This window comes from Variovorax ginsengisoli, from assembly GCF_030486595.1.
Lineage (GTDB): Bacteria > Pseudomonadota > Gammaproteobacteria > Burkholderiales > Burkholderiaceae_C > Variovorax > Variovorax ginsengisoli_B.
Window position 1 is genome coordinate 1 of the sequence record NZ_JAUJZH010000011.1, and the last position, 21,414, is coordinate 21,414.

Here is a 21,414-nt window from a genome sequence, read left to right on the forward strand (position 1 = left end):
GATGTGCTCGCGGGTCTGGGGCATCGGGCCGTCGGCGGCCGAACACACCAGGATCGCGCCGTCCATCTGGGCGGCGCCGGTGATCATGTTCTTCACGTAGTCGGCGTGACCCGGGCAGTCGACGTGCGCGTAGTGGCGGTTGGCCGTTTCGTATTCGACGTGCGCGGTGTTGATCGTGATGCCGCGCGCCTTTTCTTCAGGAGCCGCGTCGATCTGGTCGTAGGCCTTCGCTTCGCCGCCGAACTTGGCCGACAGCACGGTGGCGATCGCCGCCGTCAACGTCGTCTTGCCATGGTCCACGTGACCGATCGTGCCCACGTTGACGTGCGGCTTCGTGCGGGTGAATTTTCCTTTTGCCATTTTCTCGACTCCGAAAAATAACTAGATCAACACACTGACATGGGGTTGCAACCGGCCGGCTGCAACCCCAAAACTGGTGCCCATTGCGGGAATCGGACCCGCGACCTCTCCCTTACCAAGGGAGTGCTCTACCACTGAGCCAAATGGGCGATATCAAAAAAAACCTGCGCTTCGCGCTGACCTGGACCTCTGGAGCGGGAGACGGGAATCGAACCCGCGTCATTAGCTTGGAAGGCTAGGGTTCTACCATTGAACTACTCCCGCATCGTGACACCCTCCGGGGTGCCGCAACGGTCACAGTCAAGCGCTCTGCAAAATCCATTTTTCGCTGGTGGAGAGGGCTGGATTCGAACCAGCGTACTCGTAAGAGGGCAGATTTACAGTCTGCTGCCATTAACCACTCGGCCACCTCTCCGGCGAACCTCGGAATATAGCACGAGTAGAAGGGCTGGTCGATCGCAGGCCTTCTACCGGGGCTCATTTCCCGAGAGCCTTAGATTTTCGCACGAAATCAGGCCCCTTCTTGCCCCGACCCCAAGGTTTCTGCTTCGCGCCAGGCGCGCACCTGCCCGAAGTGGCCACAACCGATAAAGGGCAGCGGGGGCCGCAGGGCCGACAGCGGCGAGGGATGGTTGGCTACCAATATTTTGTGACGACTTGTATCGATCAGGGCCCGCTTGGTCTGGGCATGCGCCCCCCACAGCATGAAGACCACCGGCCGGTCGCGCTCGGCCACGTGACGGATCACCGCGTCGGTCAGCGTCTCCCAGCCGCGCCCCGAATGGCTGGCGGCCTGGCCCTCCTCCACCGTCAGGCAGGTGTTGAGCAGCAGGACGCCGTGCGTGGCCCATTTCGCCAGGCTGCCGCCCGGGTTCGGGAAGGCCGGCGGCGGCGTGCCGAGGTCGCGCTGCAATTCCTTGAAGATGTTGCGCAGCGACGGCGGCAGCGGCACGCCGGGCGCCACCGAGAACGCCAGCCCCTCGGCCTGGCCGCGGCCGTGGTACGGGTCCTGGCCGAGGATGACGACCCGGACTTCCTCGGGCGGTGTCAGTTCGAGCGCCCGCAGCGGCTGCGGCGGGAAGATCACGGCGCCGGCGTCGAGCCGCTCGCGCAGGTAGGCCAGCAGCTTGACGCCGACCGGGCCGGCGAAGAACCCGTCGACCAGCGGCTGCCAGCCCGGCGCGACCGGCCAATCGGCCGGATCGGCCGTGGCGAGTTGGCCGTGCAAGCTCATCTGAAAAGCTCGGCCAGCGCCTCGCCCGGCTCGTCCGCCCGCATGAAGGTCTCACCGACCAGGAAGGCGTGGACGCCAGCGGCGCGCAGCCGGGCCACCTCGTCGCGGGTCGCGATGCCCGACTCGGTCACCAGCAGGCGATCGGCCGGCACCTGGGCCCGCAGGTCGAGCGTGGTCTGCACCGACACCTCGAAGGTGCGCAGGTTGCGGTTGTTGATGCCGATCAGCGGCGTGCGCAGCTTGAGGGCGCGCTCGAGTTCGGCGCCGTCGTGCGCTTCCACCAGCACCGCCATGCCGAGCCCGGCCGCGATGGCTTCATAGTCGCGCATCTGGGCATCGTCGAGGCAGGCGACGATCAGCAGGATGGCATCGGCGCCCATCGCGCGCGACTCGTAGACCTGGTAGGGGTCGACGATGAAATCCTTGCGCAGCACCGGCAGCTCGCAGGACGCCCGGGCCTGCTTCAGGTAGTCGACCCCGCCCTGGAAGAACTGGCGGTCGGTCAGGACCGAGAGGCAGGCGGCGCTGACCTGGCCGTCGCCCTCGGCGTAGCTTTGCGCGATGTCGGCCGGGATGAATTCGGCGCGCAGCACGCCCTTGCTCGGGCTCGCCTTCTTGACCTCGGCGATCACCGCGGCGGCGCCGGCGTCGATCTTGGCGCGCAGGGCGCCGACGAAGTCGCGCGTCAGCACGCGGCTCTCGGCATCGAAGCGCACCGCTTCCAGCGGGCTTTTCTTCTTGGCGGCGGCGATCTCCTCGCGCTTGACGGCGACGATCTTGTCCAGGGTGTTCGACATGTCTCGTGTCCTCCTCAGGCGGCCGCGGTGGCGGCAGCGAATTCGGCCAGCTTGGCCTTGGCCGCGCCGCTGTCGAGCGCGGCCCGGGCGCGCTCGACGCCGGCGGCGATCGAATCGCTGACATTGGCCGCGTAGAGCGCGGCGGCGGCGTTCAGCACGACGATGTCGCGCGCCGGGCCCGGCTGGTTGTCGAGTACGTCGAGCAGCATCGCCTTCGACTGCTCGGGGGTCTCGACGCGCAGGCTGCGGTTGCTCGACATCGAGAAGCCGAAGTCCTCGGGGTGCAGCTCGTACTCGCGGACCTCGCCGTCCTTCAGTTCGCCGACCATGGTGGCGGCGCCGAGCGAGACCTCGTCCATGCCGTCGCGGCCATAGACCACCAGCGCATGCTCGGCGCCCAGGCGCTGCAGCGCGCGCACCTGGATGCCGACCAGGTCGGGGTGGAACACGCCCATCAGGATGTTCGGCGCGCCGGCCGGATTGGTCAGCGGACCAAGGATGTTGAAGATGGTCTTGATGCCGAGTTCCTTGCGCACCGGGGCCACGTTCTTCATCGCCGGATGGTGGTTCGGCGCGAACATGAAGCCGATGCCGACATCGGCGATGCACTTGGCGATCTGCTCGGGCTTCAGGTTGATGTTGATGCCCAGCGACTCGAGCACGTCGGCGCTGCCGGACTTGCTGCTGACGCTGCGCCCGCCATGCTTGCTGACCTTGGCGCCGGCCGCCGCGGCGACGAACATCGTGCAGGTCGAGATGTTGAAAGTGTGGGAGCCGTCGCCGCCGGTGCCGACGATGTCGACCAGGTTCGTGGTGTCCGCCACCGGCACCTTGGTCGCGACCTCGCGCATCACCTGCGCGGCAGCGGTGATCTCGCCGATGGTCTCCTTCTTGACGCGCAGGCCTGTGATCAGCGCCGCCATCATCACGGGCGAGCATTCGCCGCTCATGATGAGGCGCACGATGTGCAGCATCTCGTCGTGGAACACCTCGCGGTGCTCGACAGTGCGCTGCAGGGCTTCCTGGGGAGTGATGGGCATGGTGCTGGTCTCTCTAGTGGGTGGCTGGCGGCGCCAGCGGTGAATCGGAAAGCGCGAGGCGAAGACCGAAGCCGACGAACAGCGCGCCGGCGCCGCGCTGCAGCCAGTGCATGCCGCGCTGCACCAGGCCGACGCGGCGCGCGGTCCAGCCGGCCGCCAGCGCCCACGCCACGTTGACGAAGATCGCATTGAAGTTGAACAGCACGCCGAGCAGGAAGAAGGCCAGCGCCTTGTCGTCGGTGCCCGGCGCGATGAACTGCGGCACGAAGGCCAGGAAGAACAGCGCCACCTTGGGGTTCAGGGCATTGGTCCAGAAGCCGCCGAGGAACACGCTCTTCGCGTTCGCCGGGCCGGCCGCGGCCAGGGCCGGCGCGGCGCCCGAAGGCCGGGAAAACAGCATCCGCACGCCGACCCACAGCAGGTAGGCCGCGCCGACCCACTTGAGCACGGTGAAGGCGGTGCTGGAGGCGGCCATCAGCGCGCTCAGGCCCAGCGCCGCGGCGATGATGTGGACGAAGCAGCCGGCGGTGATGCCGAAGCCCGCCAGGATGCCGGCTCGCGCGCCCGAGCGCAGCGAATGGCTCACGATGTAGAGCACGTCGGGCCCCGGCGTGAGGTTCAGCAGCAGTCCGGCGGCGACGAACAGCAGCAGGGAATGGGCGTCAGGCACGGAAGAAGCTCCGGATCGCGCCGATGGCGCGGTCGATGCCGGCAGCGTCGACGTCCAGGTGGGTGGCGAAGCGCAGCCGGTAGAGGCCGGTGGCGAGCACGCCGTGTTCCTTCAGGTGGGCCAGCAACTCGCCGGAGCGCGAACGCGCCGCGCCCGTCAGGTCGACGAACAGCAGGTTGGTCTGCGGCAGCTCGACCTGCAGGCCGTCGATGCCTTGCAGGCCTTGCGCCAGCCGCTGCGCCAGCGCATGGTCGTCGGCTAGGCGATCGACGTGGTTTTCGAGCGCGTAGGAAGCGGCCGCGGCCAGCAGTCCGGCCTGGCGCATGCCGCCGCCCGCCATCTTGCGGATGCGGTGGGCACGTGCAATGAACTCGCGCGACCCGCACAGGGCCGAGCCGACCGGCGCGCCTAGGCCCTTGCTGAAGCAGACCGACACGCTGTCGAAGCAGCCGGCGATCCGCCGCGCCTCGGCGCGCACGTCGGCGCCGAGCGCGGCCGCCTGGGCGGTGGCCGCGTTGAAGAGCCGGGCGCCGTCAAGGTGGCGCGCCAGCCCCTTGCCCTGCGCGAGTTGCGTGGCCTGCTCCACATAGGCGAAAGGCAGCAGCTTGCCGCCCAGCGTGTTCTCGAGCGCCAGCAGCCGGGTGCGCGCAAAGTGGGCGTCGTCGGGCTTGATGGCGGCCTCGATCGCGTCCAGCGCCAGCGTGCCGTCGGGCTGGTGGTCGAGCGGCTGCGGCTGCACGCTGCCGAACACCGCCGCGCCGCCACCTTCCCAGCGGTAGCAGTGCGCCTGCTGGCCGACGATGTATTCGTCGCCGCGCTGGCAGTGCGAGAGGATCGCGCACAGGTTGCTCTGCGTGCCGGTGGGCACGAACAGCGCCGCCTCGAAGCCCAGCAGCTCGGCGATCTGGCGCTGCAGCGCGTTGACGCTGGGGTCGTCGGCGAAGACGTCGTCGCCGAGCGGCGCCGCGAGCATGGCTGCGCGCATGGCCTCGGTCGGCTGGGTCACGGTGTCGCTGCGCAGGTCGACGACCTTGGACGAGGGATGGCTCATTGGCGTCACTCCAGGAAGTTCTTGAGCATCGCGTGGCCATGCTCGGTGAGGATCGATTCAGGGTGGAATTGCACGCCTTCGACGCGCACCGCATGGGCGAAGCCGGTGTGGCGCACGCCCATGATCTCGCCGTCGTCGGTCCAGGCGGTGAGCGCGAGCGTCTCGGGGCAGCTTTGGCGCTCGATCGCCAGCGAGTGATAGCGGTTGACGCTGAACTTCTCGGGCAGGCCGGCGAAGACGCCTTCGCGCGTGGTCGTGATCTCGCTGACCTTGCCGTGCATCAGCTGCTGGGCACGGATGATCTTGCCGCCGAAGGCGGCGCCGATCGCCTGGTGCCCGAGGCAGACGCCGAGGATCGGAAGCTGGCCCGCGAAGGCCTGGATCGCCGCCACCGAGACGCCGGCCTCGGCCGGCGAGCACGGCCCCGGCGAGATCACCAGCCGGTCGACACCGCCGGCGATGCGCTCCTGCAGGCCCTCGAGCGTGATCTCGTCGTTCCGATGCACCTCGACCTCGGCGCCGAGCTCGCCAAAATACTGCACCAGGTTGTAGGTGAAGCTGTCGTAGTTGTCGATCATCAGGAGCTTCATGGCTTGACTCCGATCCGGTGCACGCCCTTGACCACCGGGAACACGTTGAAGTTGATCAGGAGGCCCAGCCTGAGCCCCGACAGCCGCACGGCCGCCTGTGCCTGCGCGCGGTGCAGGTCGGTCAGCGCGTCGACCGCCCTGAGTTCGACCACCACCGACTGCTCGACCACGAAGGCGGCGCGGCAGACTTCGCCCAGCGAACGGCCCTTGTAGCTGGCCGCCACCGGCACGTCGCGCTGGAAGCCGATCTCGCGCTCGGCGAGCTCGATCTCGAGCGCGGCGGCGTAGACCGCTTCGGGCAGGCCGGTGCCGAGCACCCGCTGCACCTCCACCGCGGCGCCGATGATCTCGTGCGAGAAGTCGTTGTTGTTGTTGTCTTCGGTGCTCATTCCAGGCCCTCCTCGACCAGCTCGGCAGCGCGCAGCAGCGCCCGCGCCTTGGCCTCGGTCTCTTTCCATTCGAGCTCGGGCACCGAGTCGGCCACCACGCCGGCCGCGGCCTGCACGTGCAGCATCTGGTCCTTGACGATGCCGGTGCGGATCGCGATCGCGACGTCCATGTCGCCGGCATAGCTGATGTAACCGCAGGCGCCGCCGTAGAGGCCGCGCTTGGTCGGCTCAAGCTGGTCGATCAGCTCCATCGCGTGCACCTTGGGCGCGCCCGTGAGGGTGCCGGCGGGGAAGGTGGCCTTGAGCACGTCGATCGCGGTCATGCCGTCCTTGAGCGTGCCTTCGACATTGCTGACGATGTGCATCACGTGGCTGTAGCGCTCGACCGCGAAGGCCTCGGTCACCTTCACCGTGCCGGTCTTGGCGATGCGGCCGATGTCGTTGCGCGCCAGGTCGATCAGCATCACGTGCTCGGCGCGCTCCTTGGGGTCGTTGATGAGCTCGACCTCGGCCGCGCGGTCGAGCTCGGGCGAGGCGCCGCGCGGCCGGGTGCCGGCCAGCGGGCGGATCGTGATCTTCTGCTCGCCCTCGCCGGTGTGCTCCTGCCGCACCAGGATCTCGGGCGAGGCGCCCACCACGTGGAAATCTCCCAGGTGGTAGTAGTACATATAGGGCGACGGGTTGAGCGAACGCAGCGCCCGGTACAGCGACAGCGGCGACTCGGTGTAGCGCTTGCTGATGCGCTGGCCGACCTGCACCTGCATGAAGTCGCCGGCCGCGATCAGCTCCTTGGCGCGCTCGACCGCCGCCAGGTAGTCGGCCTTGGCAAAGCTGCGCTGCGCCGGATGCGCCTGGCTGGCCTTCACCTGCGGCGCGCTGACCGAGTACTTGAGCTGGTCGCGCAGTTCGCGCAGCCGGCGCTTGGCGTTGGCATAGGCCTCGGGCTGCGCCGGGTCTGCATAGACGATCAGGTAGAGCTTGCCCGAGAGGTTGTCGATCACCGCCAGCTCCTCGCACTGCAGCAGCAGGATGTCGGGGCAGCCCAGGGTGTCGGGGGGGCAGCTCTTCTCGAGCTTCTTCTCGATGTGGCGCACGGTGTCGTAACCGAAGTAGCCGGCCAGGCCGCCGCAGAAGCGCGGCAGGCCCGGACGCAGCGCCACCTTGAAACGCTGTTGGTAGGCCGCAACGAAGTCGAGCGGGTTGCCATGGGCTTTTTCCACGACTTTGCCGTCCGTTACAACCTCGGTCAGGGCGTCGGCGCCGAAGCCGCTGGCCCGCAGCAGCGTGCGCGCCGGCAGGCCGATGAAGCTGTAGCGGCCGAAGCGCTCGCCGCCCACCACCGATTCGAGCAGGAAGCTGTGCTTGCCGCTGTCCTTGGTGTAGGCCAGCTTGAGATAGAGGGAAAGAGGCGTTTCGAGGTCGGCAAAAGCCTCGACCATCAGCGGGATGCGGTTGTAGCCCTGCGCGCTGAGGCTCTTGAATTCGAGTTCGGTGATCACGGGTGGGGTCTCCGTCGGCCAGCTGACGCTTCGATGGTCGCTGGCGGGGTCATTCTGGTTGGCCGGTTCAGGTGAACTGAAGGCCGCGGGCGCACGGCGTGCGCCGTGCAATCAGACAGGCAACGACGATGGCGTGCGCCAAGGCCAGGCTCCCCGGCTGCCTTGACCTGTCTGAATGACGTGATGAATGAACATGTGAATCGGGAGTTTAGCCCAGGGACAAGGCACATACAAAAAGATACATTGGGGTTCTTTAAAAAATTCGTGCGGCCTACGGAGACCCTGATGCCCTTCTTCCACCTGCGGCGCCTGCTCGCGCTGTCCACCCTTGCGCTCGCATCCTTCGCGGCATCGGCCGCCCAGGTCGATGTGGCGGGGGTCAAGCTCGACGACACCCTCGACCTGCGCGGCAGCAAGCTGCTGCTGAACGGCGCCGGCGTGCGCTACAAGGCCGTCTTCAAGGTCTACACCGCCGGGCTCTACCTCGGCAAGAAGGCCGACACCGTCGAAGAAGTGCTGGCCGCACCGGGGCCGAAGCGCGTGACCATCACCATGCTGCGCGACATCGATGCCAACGAGCTCGGCAAGCTGTTCACGCGCGGCGTCGAGGACAACTCGCCCAAGAGCGACATGTCGCAGCTGATCCCCGGCCTGCTGCGCATGGGGCAGATGTTCGCGGACCAGAAGATGCTGAAGGCCGGTGACGGCTTCACGGTCGACTGGATCCCGGGCAGCGGCAGCCTGGTCACGGTGCGCGGCGTGCCGCAGGGCGAGCCGATCAAGGAGCAGGCCTTCTTCAATGCGCTGCTGCGCATCTGGATCGGGCCGTCCCCGGCCGACTACAAGCTGAAGGACGCGCTGCTGGGCAAATCGTCCTGAGCGCTCAATTCGAGCAGCGAGTCGACGAAACCGTCGGCGTCCACGCCGCGCACCGGTTCGCCATGGTTGTACCCGTAGCTGACCAGCACCACCGGGCAGCCGGCCGCGCGCGCTGCCCGGGCGTCGTTGCTCGAGTCGCCCACCATCAGGGTGCGCGCCGGCAGCGTGCCCAGCGCCTCGCAGGTCTTCAGCAACGGCAGCGGGTCGGGCTTCTTGCGCTCGAAGGCGTCGCCGCCGAAGACCTGCTCGAAGTAGCCGTCGAGGCCTTTGGCGGCCAGCAGCGGGAGGGCGAAGGCGGTCGGCTTGTTGGTCAGGCAGGCCAGGCGCAGGCCCCGCGCCCGCAGCGCCGACAGCCCGGCGGCCACGCCTTCGTAGACCCGGGCATGCGCCCCGTTGATCGCGAGGTAGTGGTGCTGATAGCGGTCCCAGGCGCGTTCGTAGAGCGCCGCGGCGGCGCCGACATGGCGCAGCACGGACGCGATCAGGTGCTCGGAACCCTTGCCGACCATGGCCTCGACGGCCGGCGCCTCGACCGCCGCCAGCGACAGGTCGCGCAGCATGAGGTTCAGGGCGACGACGAAATCGCCGAGGGTGTCGACCAGGGTGCCGTCGAGGTCGACGATCGCGGCGTCGAAGCGGGAAAGGTCGATGGGTTGAGGTTTCACGCGCCGGATCATAGGGGTCCGGCGACAGCAGCAGCGATGCGGAAATGCCGCACGCGCCCCGATTCAAGCCTCGGTGACAGTCTGGGCCGCGACCACCGCCTCGGTGCGGTTGCGCACGTTGAGCGCGCGGAAAATCGCCGCGAGGTGGATCTTGACCGTGCCCTCGCTGATGCCGAGGGCGCGGCCGATGAGCTTGTTGGGCTTGCCCTGCGACAGCAGCTGCAGCACCTCGACCTGGCGTTCGGTGAGCACGTTGCGCAGGTGCTCGAGCGTCTGGGCCGTCGCGGCACCCGATCCGCGCTGGACACCGTCGGCGGCGCCGACGCCGGGGATGCCGGCGACCACGCCGGGCGGCAGCGACGACAGCATCATCGGCGGCACGTAGACGCCGCCGGCCAGCACCAGCCGCACCGCCGACAGCATGACCTCCGGCGAATAGGCCTTGGGAATGAAGCCGAGCACGCCGCGCTCGAGCACGCTGCGCATCACGGCCGGGTCTTCGTAGCCCGACAGCACGATGACCGGCACCGCCGGCAGGCGGCGGCGGACCTCGTCGATGTGGGCCTGGCCCTCGGCACCGGGCATGTTCAGGTCGATCACGGCCAGGTCGAGGTCGTCGCTGGCGCTGGCGAGCAACTCGTCGACGCTCATGGCCAGGACGAAGTCGATGCCGGGCTCTAGTTCCGACAGCTTGGCCTTGACCGCCTCGATGACGAGCCGGTGGTCGTCGGCGATCAGGATTTTCATGGCTTTCCCCAGCGACATGGATGGATATTGGCTCGCCGACGATAACGGTGAACGAGACGCGCATCAAGGCGGATTTCGCTCCTCGAACGACATAGCTCCCAAGCGATATGGCGCCGGCGCGCGGCAATGAAGGAATATTTCGCATCCAAGAACGAGCGGAGACAAGGGCATGTGCCAACGATGCAGGCGCAACCGCAGGGCTCCGATCGGCAGCCACGCCCCGGCGTGAACAGGCACGGCCGCGAGGGCTGAATGGCTCGCCTGCTCGACACTTTTTCCAGCTTCGTGTCGTTCGGGCTGGGCCTCGATGCGTCGATCGCGGCGGACCGTGCCGAGCCCGGCTGCGAGAGCGCCCGGCAGCAGGCGCTGAACCTGCTGGAAGAGGCCCGGACGGCGGCCCTGGCGCTCGGCCGCCCGGCCGCGGCGGTCGAGTCGGCCCGCTTCGCGATGGTCGCCTGGATCGACGAGATCCTGGCGCGGCACCCCGGCTGCAAGAACGCGGGCGGGTCGCCGCTGCAGCTGCGGCTGTTCAATTCCAGCAATGCCGCCAGCGAGTTCTTCCATCACCTGTCGACGCTCACGGTCGACGACGACGAGGTGCGCGAGGTCTACTGGCGCGTGCTGGCACTCGGCTTCAAGGGCCAGTACTACTTCGAGAACGACGACAGCGGCGAGCTGGGCAAGCTCAAGGCGCTGCACGCCGAGCAGCTCGCGCTGCAGCCGGCGCCGATCGACGGCCTGGCCCAGGCCCCCATCACGCCGCAGCCCGATGGCCTCCCCGGCCCGCCCGGCCCGCCCGGCCCGCGCGATCCGCGCGATCCGCTGTGGCGCCGGCGCGCGCTGCTGCGAGCCGGCGGGGCGCTGGCGCTGCTGGTCCCGCTGGCCTACGCGCTCTGGTTCATGTTCGCGGGGTCGAGCGAAGCGCCGCTGACGCTGGCCCAGCGCATCGACCTGCAACTCCAGGCCTATGCCTGCGCGGACCTGTCCGCCACGGTGGCGCCCGATGGCCAGGCGCGGGTGCAGGGCTTCGTCTCGAACGCCGAGGAGATGGTGCAGGTGCAGCAGGACGTGCGCGCCCTGCCGGGGGTCAGCGCCGCAGAGTTCGACCTCCAGCTGCGGATCTGGCCGCACTGCGAGGTGCTGGCCCTGCTCAAGCCCTACCAGGCGCGCAACCGCGAGCTGGCCCTCGGGCTGGCGATCGCCACGCCGACGGCACCGACGGGCCGCCTGCGGGAAGGCGACCGGGTCCTGATCGAGGTCACGAACGCGCGGCGCGACGGCTACCTGTGGGTTGACTACTACACGGCCGACGGCGCCGTGCTGCACCTGAACGCGGGGCCGGTGCAGCTGCGCCTGACCGCAGGAGAGACCATCGAGCTCGGACGCGACATCCCGTCGAGCTGGCTCGCGGCGCCGCCCTTCGGCACGGTGCTGGTGACCGCGCTGTCCTCTCCGATGCCCTTCGCCCAGGCGTCGGAGCGGCCGCCCTTCGAGCTGGCCTCGGCCTACCTGCAGCGGCTGCGCGAATCGCTGGCGGTGGGCGAATTCGGCGCCCGCGCCGTGGCCGAGATGGTGTTCCTCGAAACGGTGCCGCGCTGAGGTTCTGAACCAGCTCAGTCGTCGTCGCGCACGCGATGCTGCGCGGTCAAGGTCTGCTGGGTGCCCGGCGGCACCGCCTCGTAGTGCGACAGCGCGATGGTGTAGCGGCCCTGGCCGCTGGTCATGGCGTTGAGCCGCGACTGGTAGCTGGCCAGCTCCGACATCGGCACCTGGCCCCGGACCACGACCGTCCCGGCGCCGCCGTTCGCGGTGCCCGTGACCAGCCCGCGGCGCGAGGACAGGTCGCCGGTGACGTCGCCGATCGCGTGGTCGGGCGCGGCGATCTCGATCTGCACGATCGGCTCCAGCACGATCGGCCGCGCCGCCCGGATGGCGGCCATGAAGGCCTTGCGCCCGGCGGTCGCGAAGGCGATGTCCTTGCTGTCGACGCTGTGGTGCTTGCCGTCATGCACCACCACCCGGACGTCGACCACCGGGTAGCCGGCGATCGCGCCCGACGCCAGCACCTCGCGCACGCCCTTCTCGACCGCCGGGATGAACTGGCCCGGGATCGCGCCGCCCTTGACCTCGTCGGCGAACTCGAAGCCGGCGCCGCGCGCCAGCGGCTCGATGCGCAGGAAGACCTCGCCGAACTGGCCGGCGCCGCCGGTCTGCTTCTTGTGGCGGTGGTGGCCCTCGGCCGGCGCGGTCACGGTCTCGCGGTAGGCGATGCGCGGCGGGCGGGTCTCGACCTCGAAGCGGTAGACCTCGCGCAGCCGCTCGAGCATCACCCGCAGGTGCAGCTCGCCGAGGCCGTAGATGATGGTCTCGTTGGTGGCCACCACGTGCTCGACCCGCAGGCAGGGGTCCTCGGCGACCAGCTTGCCGAGGATTTCCCAGGCCCGCTGTTCGTCGCCGTGGCGCTTGGGCTCGACCGCCAGGCCGTGCACCGGCACCGGGAAGGCCAGCGGCGCCAGGTGCACGTGGTCGTCCTCGGCGGCGTCGTGCAGCACGGCGTCGAAGTGGATCTCGTCGACCTTGGCCACCGCCACGATGTCGCCCGGCAGCGCCCGCCCCACCTCGACGTAGTCCTTGCCCTGCAGCATGAACAGGTGGCCGACCTTGAAGGGCTTGCGGCCGTCGCCGACATAGAGCTGGCTGTCGCGCGTGACCGTGCCCTGGTGGACGCGGAAGATCCCGAGCTTGCCCACGTAGGGATCGACCGTGACCTTGAAGACATGCGCCAGCACGTGCAGCGACGGGTCGGGCCGGGCCTGCATCGGCTCGGCCGCGGCGCCCTCGCCGAGCAGGAAGTCCGGCGGATTGGCTTCGGTCGGATCGGGCAGCAGCTTGACGACGACGTCGAGCAGCTCCGCCAGGCCGGCGCCGTTGCGCGCCGAGACGAAGCAGACCGGGATCAGGTGGCCTTCGCGCAGCGCCTGCTCGAGCGGCGCGTGCAACTCGGCAGCATCGACGTCGCCCTCGGACAGGTAGCGGTCGACGAAGGCCGCATCGACCTCGACCACCTGCTCGACCAGCGCCCGATGCGCGTCCTCGACGCTGCCGATGTCGGACTGCCCCTCGCGGTTGAAGAAGCAGTCGACGACCTGCGTGCCACCCGCTGCCGGCAGGTTGAGCGGCAGGCACTCGCGCCCGAAGGTCGCCTGGATCTGCGCCAGCAGGCTGCGCAGGTCGACGCCCTGGGTGTCGATCTTGTTGACGATCACCATCCGCGCCAGGTGCCGCTCGGCGGCATAGGCCATCATGCGCAGGGTCATCGGCTCGATCCCGGTGGCCGCATTGACGACCACCGCCGCGGTCTCGACGGCTTCCAGGGCCGGCAGGCTCTGGCCGAGGAAGTCGGCGCCGCCGGGCGTGTCGATGAAGTGGACCCGGGTGCCGGCGTGCGTCAGGTGCATGACCGAGGCATTGAGCGAATGCTGCATGCGGCGCTCGAGGGGATCGTGGTCGCTCACGGTGCTGCCGCGCTCGACGCTGCCGCGGGCGCCGATGGCACCCGCCTTGTGCAGCAGGGCCTCGGCGAGCGAGGTCTTGCCGGCGGCGGAGGCGCCGACGAGCGCCAGGGTTCGCACCGCTTCCATTTCGGCCGTCTGGCCGTTCGTTCGGCTTGGCATGGGCTGTCTCCTCGGCGCCTGGGCGGCGGCCCAGCGTACGGGATCGGCCGCTCCGATGCAAGCCGGACGCGCCAGCCGCCGCTTGCCGGACAATGTCGGCCATGGGACTGCCGATCGCCTCCACCCCCGACAGCACGGGCTACCAACGCCGCGAATTCATGGTCGTCAAGATCCCGGTCGTCGAGGACGTGGACGACCGCTGGCACCAGCGCGAGGAACGCATCGACCAGGCGCTGCGCGCCGACGGGCTGGGCTCGGTGCTCGGCTGGGGCGACTCGCTCGGGGAGCCGACGCGGCGCGGCCGGCGCCGGGTCGCGTTCACCCGGGTCGACATCGACATCTCGGACATCGCCGCCGGACGGGCCCTGCTGCAGGCGGCGCTGCCGGCGATCGGCGTGCCGCCGGGCACAGAGATCCACTACTCGATCGCCCGTGTCCGCTTCGCCGACATCTACGCGCCGCCGGAATGGCTGCTGGAGCGCCCGCAGGATCAGGGCGTGAACAGGCCCTAGTCCTGCAAGGCGGCGACCTGCTCCGCGTAGGCGGTCTCGATGCGCTGCAGCCGGGCCTGGCGCGCGGCCTCGCTGACCCATTGCGCGTTCAGCGCGCTCTGCCGGGCGAGCTGGTATTGCAGCCGGGCCGCCGGCAGCAGCGCCTTGTTGTCGGCGGCGGCATAGCCCAGCGACGCCCGCAGCGACTTGAGGACCTCGCGCTGGGCCTCGGCCCGCGGACCCCGCCCTCGCCCGTAGCCCACCAGGAAGGCGCGCAGCTTTTTCTGGAGTTCCGGCGGCACGTCGCTGCGCACCAGCACCTGGGCCGGCGGCGTCGGCTCCGACTGCCAGATCACCTGCAGGCGCTCGGCCTCGGCCGGGAACTGCGCGCGGAAGCGCTCGAAATCGGTGGTGTTGTTGGTCGCCACGTCGGCGTCGCCATTGGCCACCGCCAACGCCGTGGTCTGGTGGGTGCCGACGATCTCGCTCTTGAAGCGGGTCTCCATCGCGATCCGGTTCGGCAGGAAGAGCTGGACCTGCGGCAGGATGAAGCCCGACACCGACCGGCTGTCGCCGCGCGCCAGGCGCCATTGCTCGGGCCGGGCCAGCAGGTCGGCGAGCGGGTCGGACGGCCCGTCCTTGCGCACCAGCAGCACGGCGCGGTGGTCCGGTGTACCGCCATGCCGCTCGACCTGGGCCAGCACCACCATGCGGCGCTGGGTCACGGCATCGAGCGCGAGCTGCGCCGACAGCAGGCTCAGGTCGACCTGGCGCCGCCGGATGGCCTCGCCGAGCGCCTCGTAGGTGGTCGCCGAATGCACCGTCACGGGCCGGCCCAGCGCACGGCTGAGCTCGGCCAGCAACGGGGTCCAGCTTTCGCGCGACTCGACCACGCCGCCGACCGGCAGCACGCCGAAGCGCAACTCGGCCGGCGCGGCCTGCGCCGCGGCACCGGCGTGCCAGCCGAGCGCAGCGGCCAGCGCCACGCCGGCGATCGCCAGGGCGCCTCGTCTCAGCATGCCGTCACGGCGCCCCCGAACGCAACGCCGCCACCTGCTCGGCATAGGTGGCTTCGATGCGCTGCAACCGCGCCTGGCGCGCCGCCTCGTTGACCCACTGCGAGGTCATGGTGCTCTGCCGCGCCAGCTGGTAGGCCAGCTTGGCGGCCGGCAGCAGCGAGCTGTTGTCGGCCGCCACGAAGCCGGCCAGGTCGTGCAGCGACTTCAGCACTGCGCGCTCGCTGTCGCCGCGCGGGCCCTTGCCGCGCGCGTACTCGACCAGGAAGAGCTGCACCTTCTTCTCGAACTCGGGCCCGTAACCGCGCCGGATCACGATCTGCGCATGCGGAATCAGTTCCGACTCCCAGATCACCTGCAGTCGATCGGCTTCGGCCGGGAACTGCAGCCGGAAGCGTTCGAAGTCGGCCGTGTTGTTGGTGGCGACGTCGGCCTCGCCGTTGGCCACCGCCAGCGCGGTCACCTGGTGGGTGCCCACCACCTCGCTGCGGAAGCGGGTCTCCATCGCGATGTGGTTGGGCAGGAAGAGCTGCAGCTGCGGCACGATGAAGCCCGACACCGACCGGCTCTCGCCGCGCGCCAGGCGCCAGCCTTCGGGTTCGGCCAGCAGCTCCTTGAGGGTGGTGCGAGGGCCCGACTTGCGCGTCAGCAGCAGCGCGCGATAGCCCGGCAGGCCGTCATGGCGCGTCACCTGCGCCACCACCTTCATGCGCCGCAGCGTCACGGCGTCGAGCGCCATCTTGCCGGACAGGAAGGCCATGTCGACCTGGTCGCGCTGGATCGCCTGCTCCAGGGCCTCGTACGAGGTGACCGACAGCATGGTGACCGGCCGGCCGATGGCGCGCTGCAGGTCCGCCAGCAACGGCTCCCAGTCGTTGCGCGACTCGAAAGCCCCGCCAAGCGGCAGGATGCCGAAGCGCACGGCGGTGCCGGCGGCGGCTTCGGCCCCGCCGGCCGCCTGCGCCGCCGCCCCGAGCTGCCAGCCCAGCGCCAGCGCGAGCCCGGCGCGCAGCATCCAGGCCGCCACCCGCGCCGCACCGGCCCGGAACCGATCCGGCCGGGAAACCGCGACAACAAGGGAAGCGCATAGGACGGAAGCCTGCATCTTTTTCTGGACCGCATCGGCCCGACGAGCCGAATGGGCTGGTCAAGCGAGTGCTGCCTACAACACAATTAGAAACCAACTTAAGCAGTAAACGTGTCATTTTCATTGATCCATGCGCAACGGGGTGCCGCTCAGTGGCTGACAGCCGCAGCCGTTCCAGCTCCTCGATGAGCTGGTCCTTCCGCGCCCTGCGCCTGCTGGCCGGTCTGACACTGGCGCAGCAGCTGGTCCTGCTGGCGCTGTTGCCGGCGACCGTGGCGACCCTGGGCGCGATCGCGGTGCTGACGCGCCAGCACCTGGAGAACCTGACCGCGCTGATGCGCGCCAACGCCCAGACGGTGGCGCTTCAGGTCGCGACCGTGGCCCAGTCGCAGATGCAGCACATGGACCGCCGGGCGCTGCAGCGCACCGCGCTGTCCGGCAGCTTCCAGCCGCATGTGCAGCAGGTGCAGATCTGGTCGGAAGAAGGCGAGATCGTCGCCAATGCCGAAACCGTGGACCGGCAGCGCGGGGAGGGGCTGCAGGTGGTCGCCCCGATCACCGGCGATGACGGCAGGCACAACGGCAAGGTGATGGTGGAGATGAGCCTGGACGCGGTCGCCAGCGCCAAGCAGGCGGTCTGGCTCAATGTCGTGATCGTCCTGGGCGCCAGCCTGGCCGGCGTCGGGCTGGCCGGCTGGTGGGCGGCGCGACGCATCAGCGCGCCGATCCAGGCGCTCGGCGAGGCGGTCGACCGGCTCGGCGCCGGAGAGGACGCGCAGGTCGAGATCGAGGGTTCGGCCGAGGTGCGGCGGCTGCAGCACGGCTTCAACCTGGCGGCGCGGGCGCTGCTGGACAGCCGCAACCAGCTGGAGAGCCGCATCGTCAACGCCACCGCCGAGCTGGCCAGCAAGAACCAGCAGCTGGAGGTCGCCAGCCAGGCCAAGACCCGTTTGCTGGCCGCCGCCAGCCACGACTTGCGGCAACCGCTGCATGCGCTGACCTTGTTCTCGGACGGCCTCGCCAAGGGCGAGACCGATCCGGTGCGGCTGCAGCGCATCGGCCACATCCGGGAGTGCGTCGAGTCGCTGGACCGGCTGTTCTCGGAGCTGCTGAACCTCTCGCAGCTCGACGCCGGCGTGCTGCAGCCGCAGTGGACCGACTTCGCGCTCGATACCCTGTTCGACGAAATCAGCCGCAACTTCCGGGCGGTGGCAGAGCAGAAGAACCTGCGGCTGGTGGTGCGCAAGACCGAGGCCTGGGTGCGCTGCGACTACGTCATGCTGTCGCGGATCCTCAACAACCTGGTCTCGAACTCGCTGCGCCACACCACCGAGGGGGGAATCCTGGTCGGCGCCCGGCGGCGCGGCAAGGCGATCCGCATCGACGTCTGGGACACCGGCATCGGCATCGCGGCCCATCACCAGCCGCGGGTCTTCGAGGAGTTCTACCAGGTCGACCCGCAGGGCCGGCAGGGTGGCCGGGAGTCGCGCGGGATGGGGCTGGGCCTGGCCACGGTGCAGCGGCTCGCGGCCCTGCTCAACACCCGGGTCGAGCTCATTTCCCGGCCCAACAAGGGCACCTGCGTGCGGGTGCCGGTGCGCGCCACCGCGCCCGCGACCAGCCTGCCTGCGCCGCCCGCGCAGGCGTTCGGCCCGCCGGCCGAAGACGATGCCGGCCTGGTCGACATGGTGGTGCTGGTGATCGACGACGAGCGCACCATCCTCGAGGGCCTGCAGGTCGTGCTGGCGAACTGGGGCGCGCAGGTGCTGGCGGCGCAGAGCCGTTCCGAAGCCCTGGCACTGGCCGACGCCTGGGACCGGCCGCCCGACATCGTCGTGAGCGACCTGCTGCTGCAGGGCGGGGACAACGGGCTCGACGTGATCGCGGCGCTGGAACGCCATCCGCGCGGCATCGGGCCATCGACCGCGCGGCTGCTGGTGACCGGCGAGACCAAGCCCGACCGCTTGCGCGAAGTCGCCAGCGCCGGCGTCGCGGTGCTCTACAAGCCGGTTTCGCCACGGGTGCTGCGCCAGGCCATCAACATCCAGCTGGCCGCGGTGCGCAGCGCCGCCGCGGCACTGTAGGCGCCCGCCGTCGGACGCGCCCGTACGTCGTCCGGCATAGACCGACAGGCTGCGGATTTTCGCCTGCGTTTCCCACAATGCGGCAGGCCGCGGGGCGACATAAGCCCTCTGCCTTATCGCGCCGAAACAGCCGGCTCCGTACATTCATTGGACCTCTCACCCCTGCGGAAGCAGTCCCGATGTTTGCCTGCCGTTTCCCTACGCTGCTTCGAGCGCAGCGCGCCCTTGTCGCCGTGTTCTGTGCAGCCTGGCTGTGCGGCGGCGCGCAGGCGGCCGGGCTGACGGTGCTGATGGCCGACGAGACCGCCGCCCATGCCGAATTCGTGCGCCAGCTGCGCGACGCCCAGGAGGCCGACAGCCGGTTCGACCTTATCCACCTGGCGGCCGGCGAAAGCAGCCTCGACGAGCATGCGCCCGGCATCACGATGGCGGTCGGCATGAGCGCGGCGCGCTCGGCGATCGAGCGGCCCGGCCAGGATCCGCTGGTGCTCGCGATGCTCAGCCGGCTCGACTACGAAAGCCTCAAGGCCACGCCCGCCCTGCGGCGGCCGGAGCGCCAGATCGGCGTGCTGCTGCGCGAACCCGCGATGGCCGACCAGTTGGCGCTGATCGATGCGCTGCTGCCGGCGAAGCGCCGGGTGGGCGTCGTCGCCACCGCCGAGTCGGAGCCGATCGTGAGCGAACTGCTGCGCGCCGGCCAGGGCTGGGACCTGCAGGTCGAATACGCGCCGGACGCCAAGTCGCTGGCGGTGGTGCTGCGCTTGCTGGTGTCGCGCAGCGACGCGTTGCTGGTGCTGCCCGACAAGATCGGCGACAGCCAGGCCGCCACGCTGGCGGTGCTGCGCGCCGGCGCCAGTGCCGGCCTGCCGGTGTTCGGTACCAGCGATGGCCTGGTGCGCTCGGGTGGCCTCGCCGCCGTGGTGGCGACGCCGGGACAGTTGGCCCGGCAGGCGCACTCGCTCGGTCGCAAGCTGGAGGCGTCCGGCACGCCGTCCGGCGTGCGGGTCGAGGTCGCCGCGCCGGCGACGGTCCGCGTCAATACCACCGTGGCGCGCGGCCTCGGCCTGCGCCTGCCCGACGAACGCGAACTGACCGCGCGGGTGAGCGCCCTCCGATGACCGCCCCGAGCCACCGCCTCGCCGCGCCCGCGCCGATCGTGCGGGCCAGCGACCCGCCGGTTGCGGAGCGCCGGGCACTGGTGGTCGGCGCCAGCCTGCAGCGCGACCTGTTCCGGCTGGGCGTGGTGCCGTGCGTGGCGGTGGCGCTGGCGCTGACCGCGTGGTTCACCCAGGGCCGGCTGGCGACGCTCGAAGCGGCCTTCGATGCAGAGGGCGAGGCGGTGGCACGCCAGGTGGCGGCGATGTCCGACCTGAGCCTCTACGCCGGCGACCTGCCAGCGCTTCAGAGCGTCGCCAACGCGGCCCTGCGCGGGGGCCAGGTGACGCGGGTCGAGATCAGCAACAGCGCCGGCATCTATGTCACGGCCGGACCGAAGACCGCGCCGCTGGCCCAGCTGCGCATGTTCACCGCGCCGGTCACGCTGCGTGAGGCCTCGCGCGCCAACGCCTTCGCGCCGGCCGGGTCGACCGCCTCCGGCGAGACGCCGATCGGCTTGGTCCAGACCTTCCGCGACACCACCGCCTACGATCGCGAACGCACCCGCTCGCTGATGGCCGGCATCGGCATCGCGATGATCGCGCTGCTGGCGGCCTGGGCCTGGGTGCGCCATACGGCGCGCGCGGTCGCCCAGCCGCTGCGGCGCATCTCGCGCACCGTGGCGGCGCTGGAATCCGGCCGCTTCGACGCTCGCTGCAACGTGGTGGCCGAGGACGAGGGAGAGCGCGAAGCCGGCGCCCGCGACCGTCGCGCCCGGCACGAGTTCGCCAACCTGGCGCACGATATCAATCGCCTGGCCGAGCGGCTGCAGCGCAACCGCCAGGCGAGCGAGGAGCGGGTGCGCGAAGCGACCGCGGTCGCACTGCAGCGGATGGCCGAGGCCGAGCAGGCGGCACTTTCCCGCGCCCGGTTCCTGGCGGCCGCCAGCCACGACCTGCGCCAGCCGCTGCACGCCATGGGCCTGTTCATCGACGGCCTGCTGCCGACCGCCTCGACGCTCCAGCGGCCGGCGGTGCTGCGGCTGCAGGAAGCGACCGAGTTCATGGGCGTGCTGCTTGACGACCTGCTGGAGATCTCGCGGCTCGACGCGCAGGTGCTGACGCCGGCGATCGGCGGCGTCTCGCTGGCCACGCTGTTCGACCAGCTCGAGGCCCGGCACGCCGCGCCCGCGGCCGCCGCCCGGGTGCGGCTGCTGTGGCGCGATCGCGGCCTGGCGGTGCGCAGCGATGCCGCGCTGCTGCTGCGGATCGTCGGCAACCTGGTCAGCAACGCGGTGCACCACACGCCGCCGGACGGCACGGTGCTGGTGACCGCGCGGCGACGCGGCGCCGACGTGCGCATCGAGGTGCGCGACAACGGGGTCGGCATTGCGCCGATCCACCAGACCCGCATCTTCGAGGAGTTCTACCAGGTCGCGAACACCGAGCGCGACCGGCGCCAGGGCTTTGGCCTCGGCCTCGCGATCTGCTCGCGCATCGCGGCCCTGCTCGGCGCCCGCATCTCGGTGCGCTCGGCGCTCCAGGCCGGCAGCACCTTCGCGATCGAGCTGCCGCTGGCGAGCCCGCGCGAGGTGGTGCCGGTGGCGCCCGAAGCACCGGCGTCGGCGCAGCTGGCGGGCCTGCACTGTCTGGTGGTGGACGACGACCCGGCGATCCTCGAGGGCAGCCGGACGCTGCTCGCGCAATGGGGCTGCCAGGTGGATTGCGCCTCCAACCGGGCCGAGGCCCTGGCGCAGCTCGGCACCGACGGCGCCCACTTCGACGTCGTGCTGTGCGACCTGCAGCTGGCCCACGACGAGGACGGCATGGAAGTGCTCGCGGCGGCGCACCGACTGCAGCCGGACGCGCTGCCGGTGCTGGTGTCGGGCGCCACCGGGCCCGAGGCGCTGCAGCGTTTGCGGCAGGGCGGCGTGCTGCTGCTCACCAAGCCGGTGGCGCCGGCCAAGCTGCGGGCCCTGCTGTCGACCCGGCGCAGCACTGTCATGGCCTGACGGCGGCCCTGCGGCACGGCCGCTCCGATGAATTC

At 70.2% G+C, this 21,414-nt stretch carries 20 protein-coding genes and 3 tRNA genes; 6 read left to right on the forward strand and 17 right to left on the reverse strand.

Annotated elements, in window-relative coordinates; genetic code table 11:
- From QZH52_RS16340 to trpE, 12 genes are all read right to left on the reverse strand, one after another.
- Positions 1-360, reverse strand: a 360-nt coding sequence (locus tag QZH52_RS16340; protein WP_301810887.1) for a GTP-binding protein, incomplete at its 3' end; no start/stop codon positions are given.
- 74 nt (positions 361-434) lie between these two features.
- A tRNA-Thr gene (locus QZH52_RS16345) sits at positions 435-509 on the reverse strand.
- 41 nt (positions 510-550) lie between these two features.
- Positions 551-624, reverse strand: a tRNA-Gly gene (locus QZH52_RS16350).
- A gap of 65 nt (positions 625-689) precedes the next feature.
- Positions 690-775: transfer RNA gene (locus tag QZH52_RS16355), tRNA-Tyr, on the reverse strand.
- Positions 776-871: 96 nt separating this feature from the next.
- Positions 872-1,594 (reverse strand): uracil-DNA glycosylase, encoded by a 723-nt coding sequence (locus QZH52_RS16360; protein ID WP_301810889.1) that lies wholly within the window; start codon positions 1,592-1,594, stop codon positions 872-874.
- Positions 1,591-2,391 (reverse strand): indole-3-glycerol phosphate synthase TrpC, encoded by an 801-nt coding sequence (gene trpC, locus QZH52_RS16365; protein WP_301810890.1) that lies wholly within the window; start codon positions 2,389-2,391, stop codon positions 1,591-1,593. The genes QZH52_RS16360 and trpC overlap by 4 nt, the downstream gene beginning before the upstream one ends.
- A gap of 14 nt (positions 2,392-2,405) precedes the next feature.
- A complete protein-coding gene (gene trpD, locus QZH52_RS16370) occupies positions 2,406-3,431 on the reverse strand; it encodes an anthranilate phosphoribosyltransferase (protein ID WP_286533727.1) in 1,026 nt (341 codons plus the stop codon).
- A 13-nt stretch (positions 3,432-3,444) separates the two neighbouring features.
- Positions 3,445-4,101 carry a LysE family translocator gene (locus QZH52_RS16375; RefSeq protein ID WP_301810897.1) on the reverse strand — a complete coding sequence of 219 codons (657 nt, stop codon included), beginning with the start codon at positions 4,099-4,101 and terminating at the stop codon, positions 3,445-3,447.
- Positions 4,094-5,152: a low-specificity L-threonine aldolase gene (gene ltaE, locus QZH52_RS16380; protein WP_301810898.1), complete on the reverse strand. Its 1,059-nt coding sequence runs from the start codon at positions 5,150-5,152 to the stop codon at positions 4,094-4,096. The genes QZH52_RS16375 and ltaE overlap by 8 nt, the downstream gene beginning before the upstream one ends.
- Before the next feature lie 5 nt (positions 5,153-5,157).
- A complete protein-coding gene (locus QZH52_RS16385; RefSeq protein WP_301810900.1) occupies positions 5,158-5,742 on the reverse strand; it encodes an anthranilate synthase component II in 585 nt (194 codons plus the stop codon).
- Positions 5,739-6,131: a GxxExxY protein gene (locus tag QZH52_RS16390; RefSeq protein WP_301810902.1), complete on the reverse strand. Its 393-nt coding sequence runs from the start codon at positions 6,129-6,131 to the stop codon at positions 5,739-5,741. The genes QZH52_RS16385 and QZH52_RS16390 overlap by 4 nt, the downstream gene beginning before the upstream one ends.
- Positions 6,128-7,630 (reverse strand): anthranilate synthase component I, encoded by a 1,503-nt coding sequence (trpE, locus tag QZH52_RS16395; protein WP_286655515.1) that lies wholly within the window; start codon positions 7,628-7,630, stop codon positions 6,128-6,130. Before trpE ends, QZH52_RS16390 begins: the two co-directional genes overlap by 4 nt.
- A 285-nt stretch (positions 7,631-7,915) precedes the next feature.
- On the opposite strand from trpE, the gene QZH52_RS16400 reads away from it, so the two are divergent.
- On the forward strand, positions 7,916-8,509 hold the full coding sequence (locus QZH52_RS16400) for a chalcone isomerase family protein (protein ID WP_301810907.1): 594 nt from the start codon (positions 7,916-7,918) through the stop codon (positions 8,507-8,509).
- Here QZH52_RS16400 and gph read toward each other — a convergent pair.
- Positions 8,470-9,174, reverse strand: a complete 705-nt coding sequence (gene gph / locus QZH52_RS16405; protein WP_436411592.1) for a phosphoglycolate phosphatase — start codon at positions 9,172-9,174, stop codon at positions 8,470-8,472. The two genes, QZH52_RS16400 and gph, sit on opposite strands and share 40 nt — an antisense overlap.
- A gap of 63 nt (positions 9,175-9,237) precedes the next feature.
- Positions 9,238-9,921, reverse strand: a complete 684-nt coding sequence (locus QZH52_RS16410) for a LuxR C-terminal-related transcriptional regulator (protein WP_286533714.1) — start codon at positions 9,919-9,921, stop codon at positions 9,238-9,240.
- 252 nt (positions 9,922-10,173) lie between these two features.
- Between QZH52_RS16410 and QZH52_RS16415 the strand changes: the two genes are divergently transcribed.
- Positions 10,174-11,520, forward strand: a complete 1,347-nt coding sequence (locus QZH52_RS16415) for a DotU family type IV/VI secretion system protein (RefSeq protein WP_301810910.1) — start codon at positions 10,174-10,176, stop codon at positions 11,518-11,520.
- 14 nt (positions 11,521-11,534) lie between these two features.
- Here the strand turns inward: QZH52_RS16415 and fusA are convergent, their stop codons facing one another.
- Positions 11,535-13,595 carry an elongation factor G gene (gene fusA, locus QZH52_RS16420; RefSeq protein ID WP_301810911.1) on the reverse strand — a complete coding sequence of 687 codons (2,061 nt, stop codon included), beginning with the start codon at positions 13,593-13,595 and terminating at the stop codon, positions 11,535-11,537.
- Between the two features lie 101 nt (positions 13,596-13,696).
- Between fusA and QZH52_RS16425 the strand changes: the two genes are divergently transcribed.
- A complete protein-coding gene (locus QZH52_RS16425) occupies positions 13,697-14,107 on the forward strand; it encodes a hypothetical protein (protein WP_301810912.1) in 411 nt (136 codons plus the stop codon).
- Here the strand turns inward: QZH52_RS16425 and QZH52_RS16430 are convergent.
- Together QZH52_RS16430 and phnD are read right to left on the reverse strand one after the other, a co-directional pair.
- On the reverse strand, positions 14,104-15,105 hold the full coding sequence (locus QZH52_RS16430; RefSeq protein ID WP_301810913.1) for a phosphate/phosphite/phosphonate ABC transporter substrate-binding protein: 1,002 nt from the start codon (positions 15,103-15,105) through the stop codon (positions 14,104-14,106). The two genes, QZH52_RS16425 and QZH52_RS16430, sit on opposite strands and share 4 nt — an antisense overlap.
- Before the next feature lie 4 nt (positions 15,106-15,109).
- Positions 15,110-16,117, reverse strand: coding sequence for a phosphate/phosphite/phosphonate ABC transporter substrate-binding protein (gene phnD / locus QZH52_RS16435; RefSeq protein WP_436411596.1), 1,008 nt, complete (start codon positions 16,115-16,117; stop codon positions 15,110-15,112).
- Positions 16,118-16,374: 257 nt separating this feature from the next.
- Here phnD and QZH52_RS16440 point away from each other — a divergent pair, with 257 nt between their 5' ends.
- The 3 genes from QZH52_RS16440 to QZH52_RS16450 all read left to right on the forward strand — a co-directional run bounded on the left by QZH52_RS16440 (position 16,375) and on the right by QZH52_RS16450 (position 21,379).
- Entirely contained in the window at positions 16,375-18,273 is a 1,899-nt protein-coding gene (locus QZH52_RS16440) for an ATP-binding response regulator (protein WP_301810915.1), read from the forward strand.
- A gap of 179 nt (positions 18,274-18,452) precedes the next feature.
- Entirely contained in the window at positions 18,453-19,391 is a 939-nt protein-coding gene (locus QZH52_RS16445; protein WP_301810917.1) for an ABC transporter substrate-binding protein, read from the forward strand.
- Positions 19,388-21,379, forward strand: a complete 1,992-nt coding sequence (locus QZH52_RS16450) for an ATP-binding protein (protein ID WP_301810919.1) — start codon at positions 19,388-19,390, stop codon at positions 21,377-21,379. Before QZH52_RS16445 ends, QZH52_RS16450 begins: the two co-directional genes overlap by 4 nt.
- Positions 21,380-21,414: the final 35 nt, after the last annotated feature.

Bases quoted from the DNA above. Each gene is read 5' to 3' on its own strand.
- QZH52_RS16360 (WP_301810889.1), bottom strand. From the start codon at position 1,594: ATGAGCTTGCACGGCCAACTCGCCACGGCCGATCCGGCCGATTGGCCG.
- trpC (WP_301810890.1), bottom strand. From the start codon at position 2,391: ATGTCGAACACCCTGGACAAGATCGTCGCCGTCAAGCGCGAGGAGATC.
- trpD (WP_286533727.1), bottom strand. From the start codon at position 3,431: ATGCCCATCACTCCCCAGGAAGCCCTGCAGCGCACTGTCGAGCACCGC.
- ltaE (WP_301810898.1), bottom strand. From the start codon at position 5,152: ATGAGCCATCCCTCGTCCAAGGTCGTCGACCTGCGCAGCGACACCGTG.
- QZH52_RS16385 (WP_301810900.1), bottom strand. From the start codon at position 5,742: ATGAAGCTCCTGATGATCGACAACTACGACAGCTTCACCTACAACCTG.
- QZH52_RS16390 (WP_301810902.1), bottom strand. From the start codon at position 6,131: ATGAGCACCGAAGACAACAACAACAACGACTTCTCGCACGAGATCATC.
- QZH52_RS16400 (WP_301810907.1), top strand. From the start codon at position 7,916: ATGCCCTTCTTCCACCTGCGGCGCCTGCTCGCGCTGTCCACCCTTGCG.
- QZH52_RS16410 (WP_286533714.1), bottom strand. From the start codon at position 9,921: ATGAAAATCCTGATCGCCGACGACCACCGGCTCGTCATCGAGGCGGTC.
- QZH52_RS16415 (WP_301810910.1), top strand. From the start codon at position 10,174: ATGGCTCGCCTGCTCGACACTTTTTCCAGCTTCGTGTCGTTCGGGCTG.
- fusA (WP_301810911.1), bottom strand. From the start codon at position 13,595: ATGCCAAGCCGAACGAACGGCCAGACGGCCGAAATGGAAGCGGTGCGA.
- QZH52_RS16425 (WP_301810912.1), top strand. From the start codon at position 13,697: ATGGGACTGCCGATCGCCTCCACCCCCGACAGCACGGGCTACCAACGC.
- QZH52_RS16430 (WP_301810913.1), bottom strand. From the start codon at position 15,105: ATGCTGAGACGAGGCGCCCTGGCGATCGCCGGCGTGGCGCTGGCCGCT.
- phnD (WP_436411596.1), bottom strand. From the start codon at position 16,117: ATGCTGCGCGCCGGGCTCGCGCTGGCGCTGGGCTGGCAGCTCGGGGCG.
- QZH52_RS16440 (WP_301810915.1), top strand. From the start codon at position 16,375: ATGAGCTGGTCCTTCCGCGCCCTGCGCCTGCTGGCCGGTCTGACACTG.
- QZH52_RS16445 (WP_301810917.1), top strand. From the start codon at position 18,453: ATGTTTGCCTGCCGTTTCCCTACGCTGCTTCGAGCGCAGCGCGCCCTT.
- QZH52_RS16450 (WP_301810919.1), top strand. From the start codon at position 19,388: ATGACCGCCCCGAGCCACCGCCTCGCCGCGCCCGCGCCGATCGTGCGG.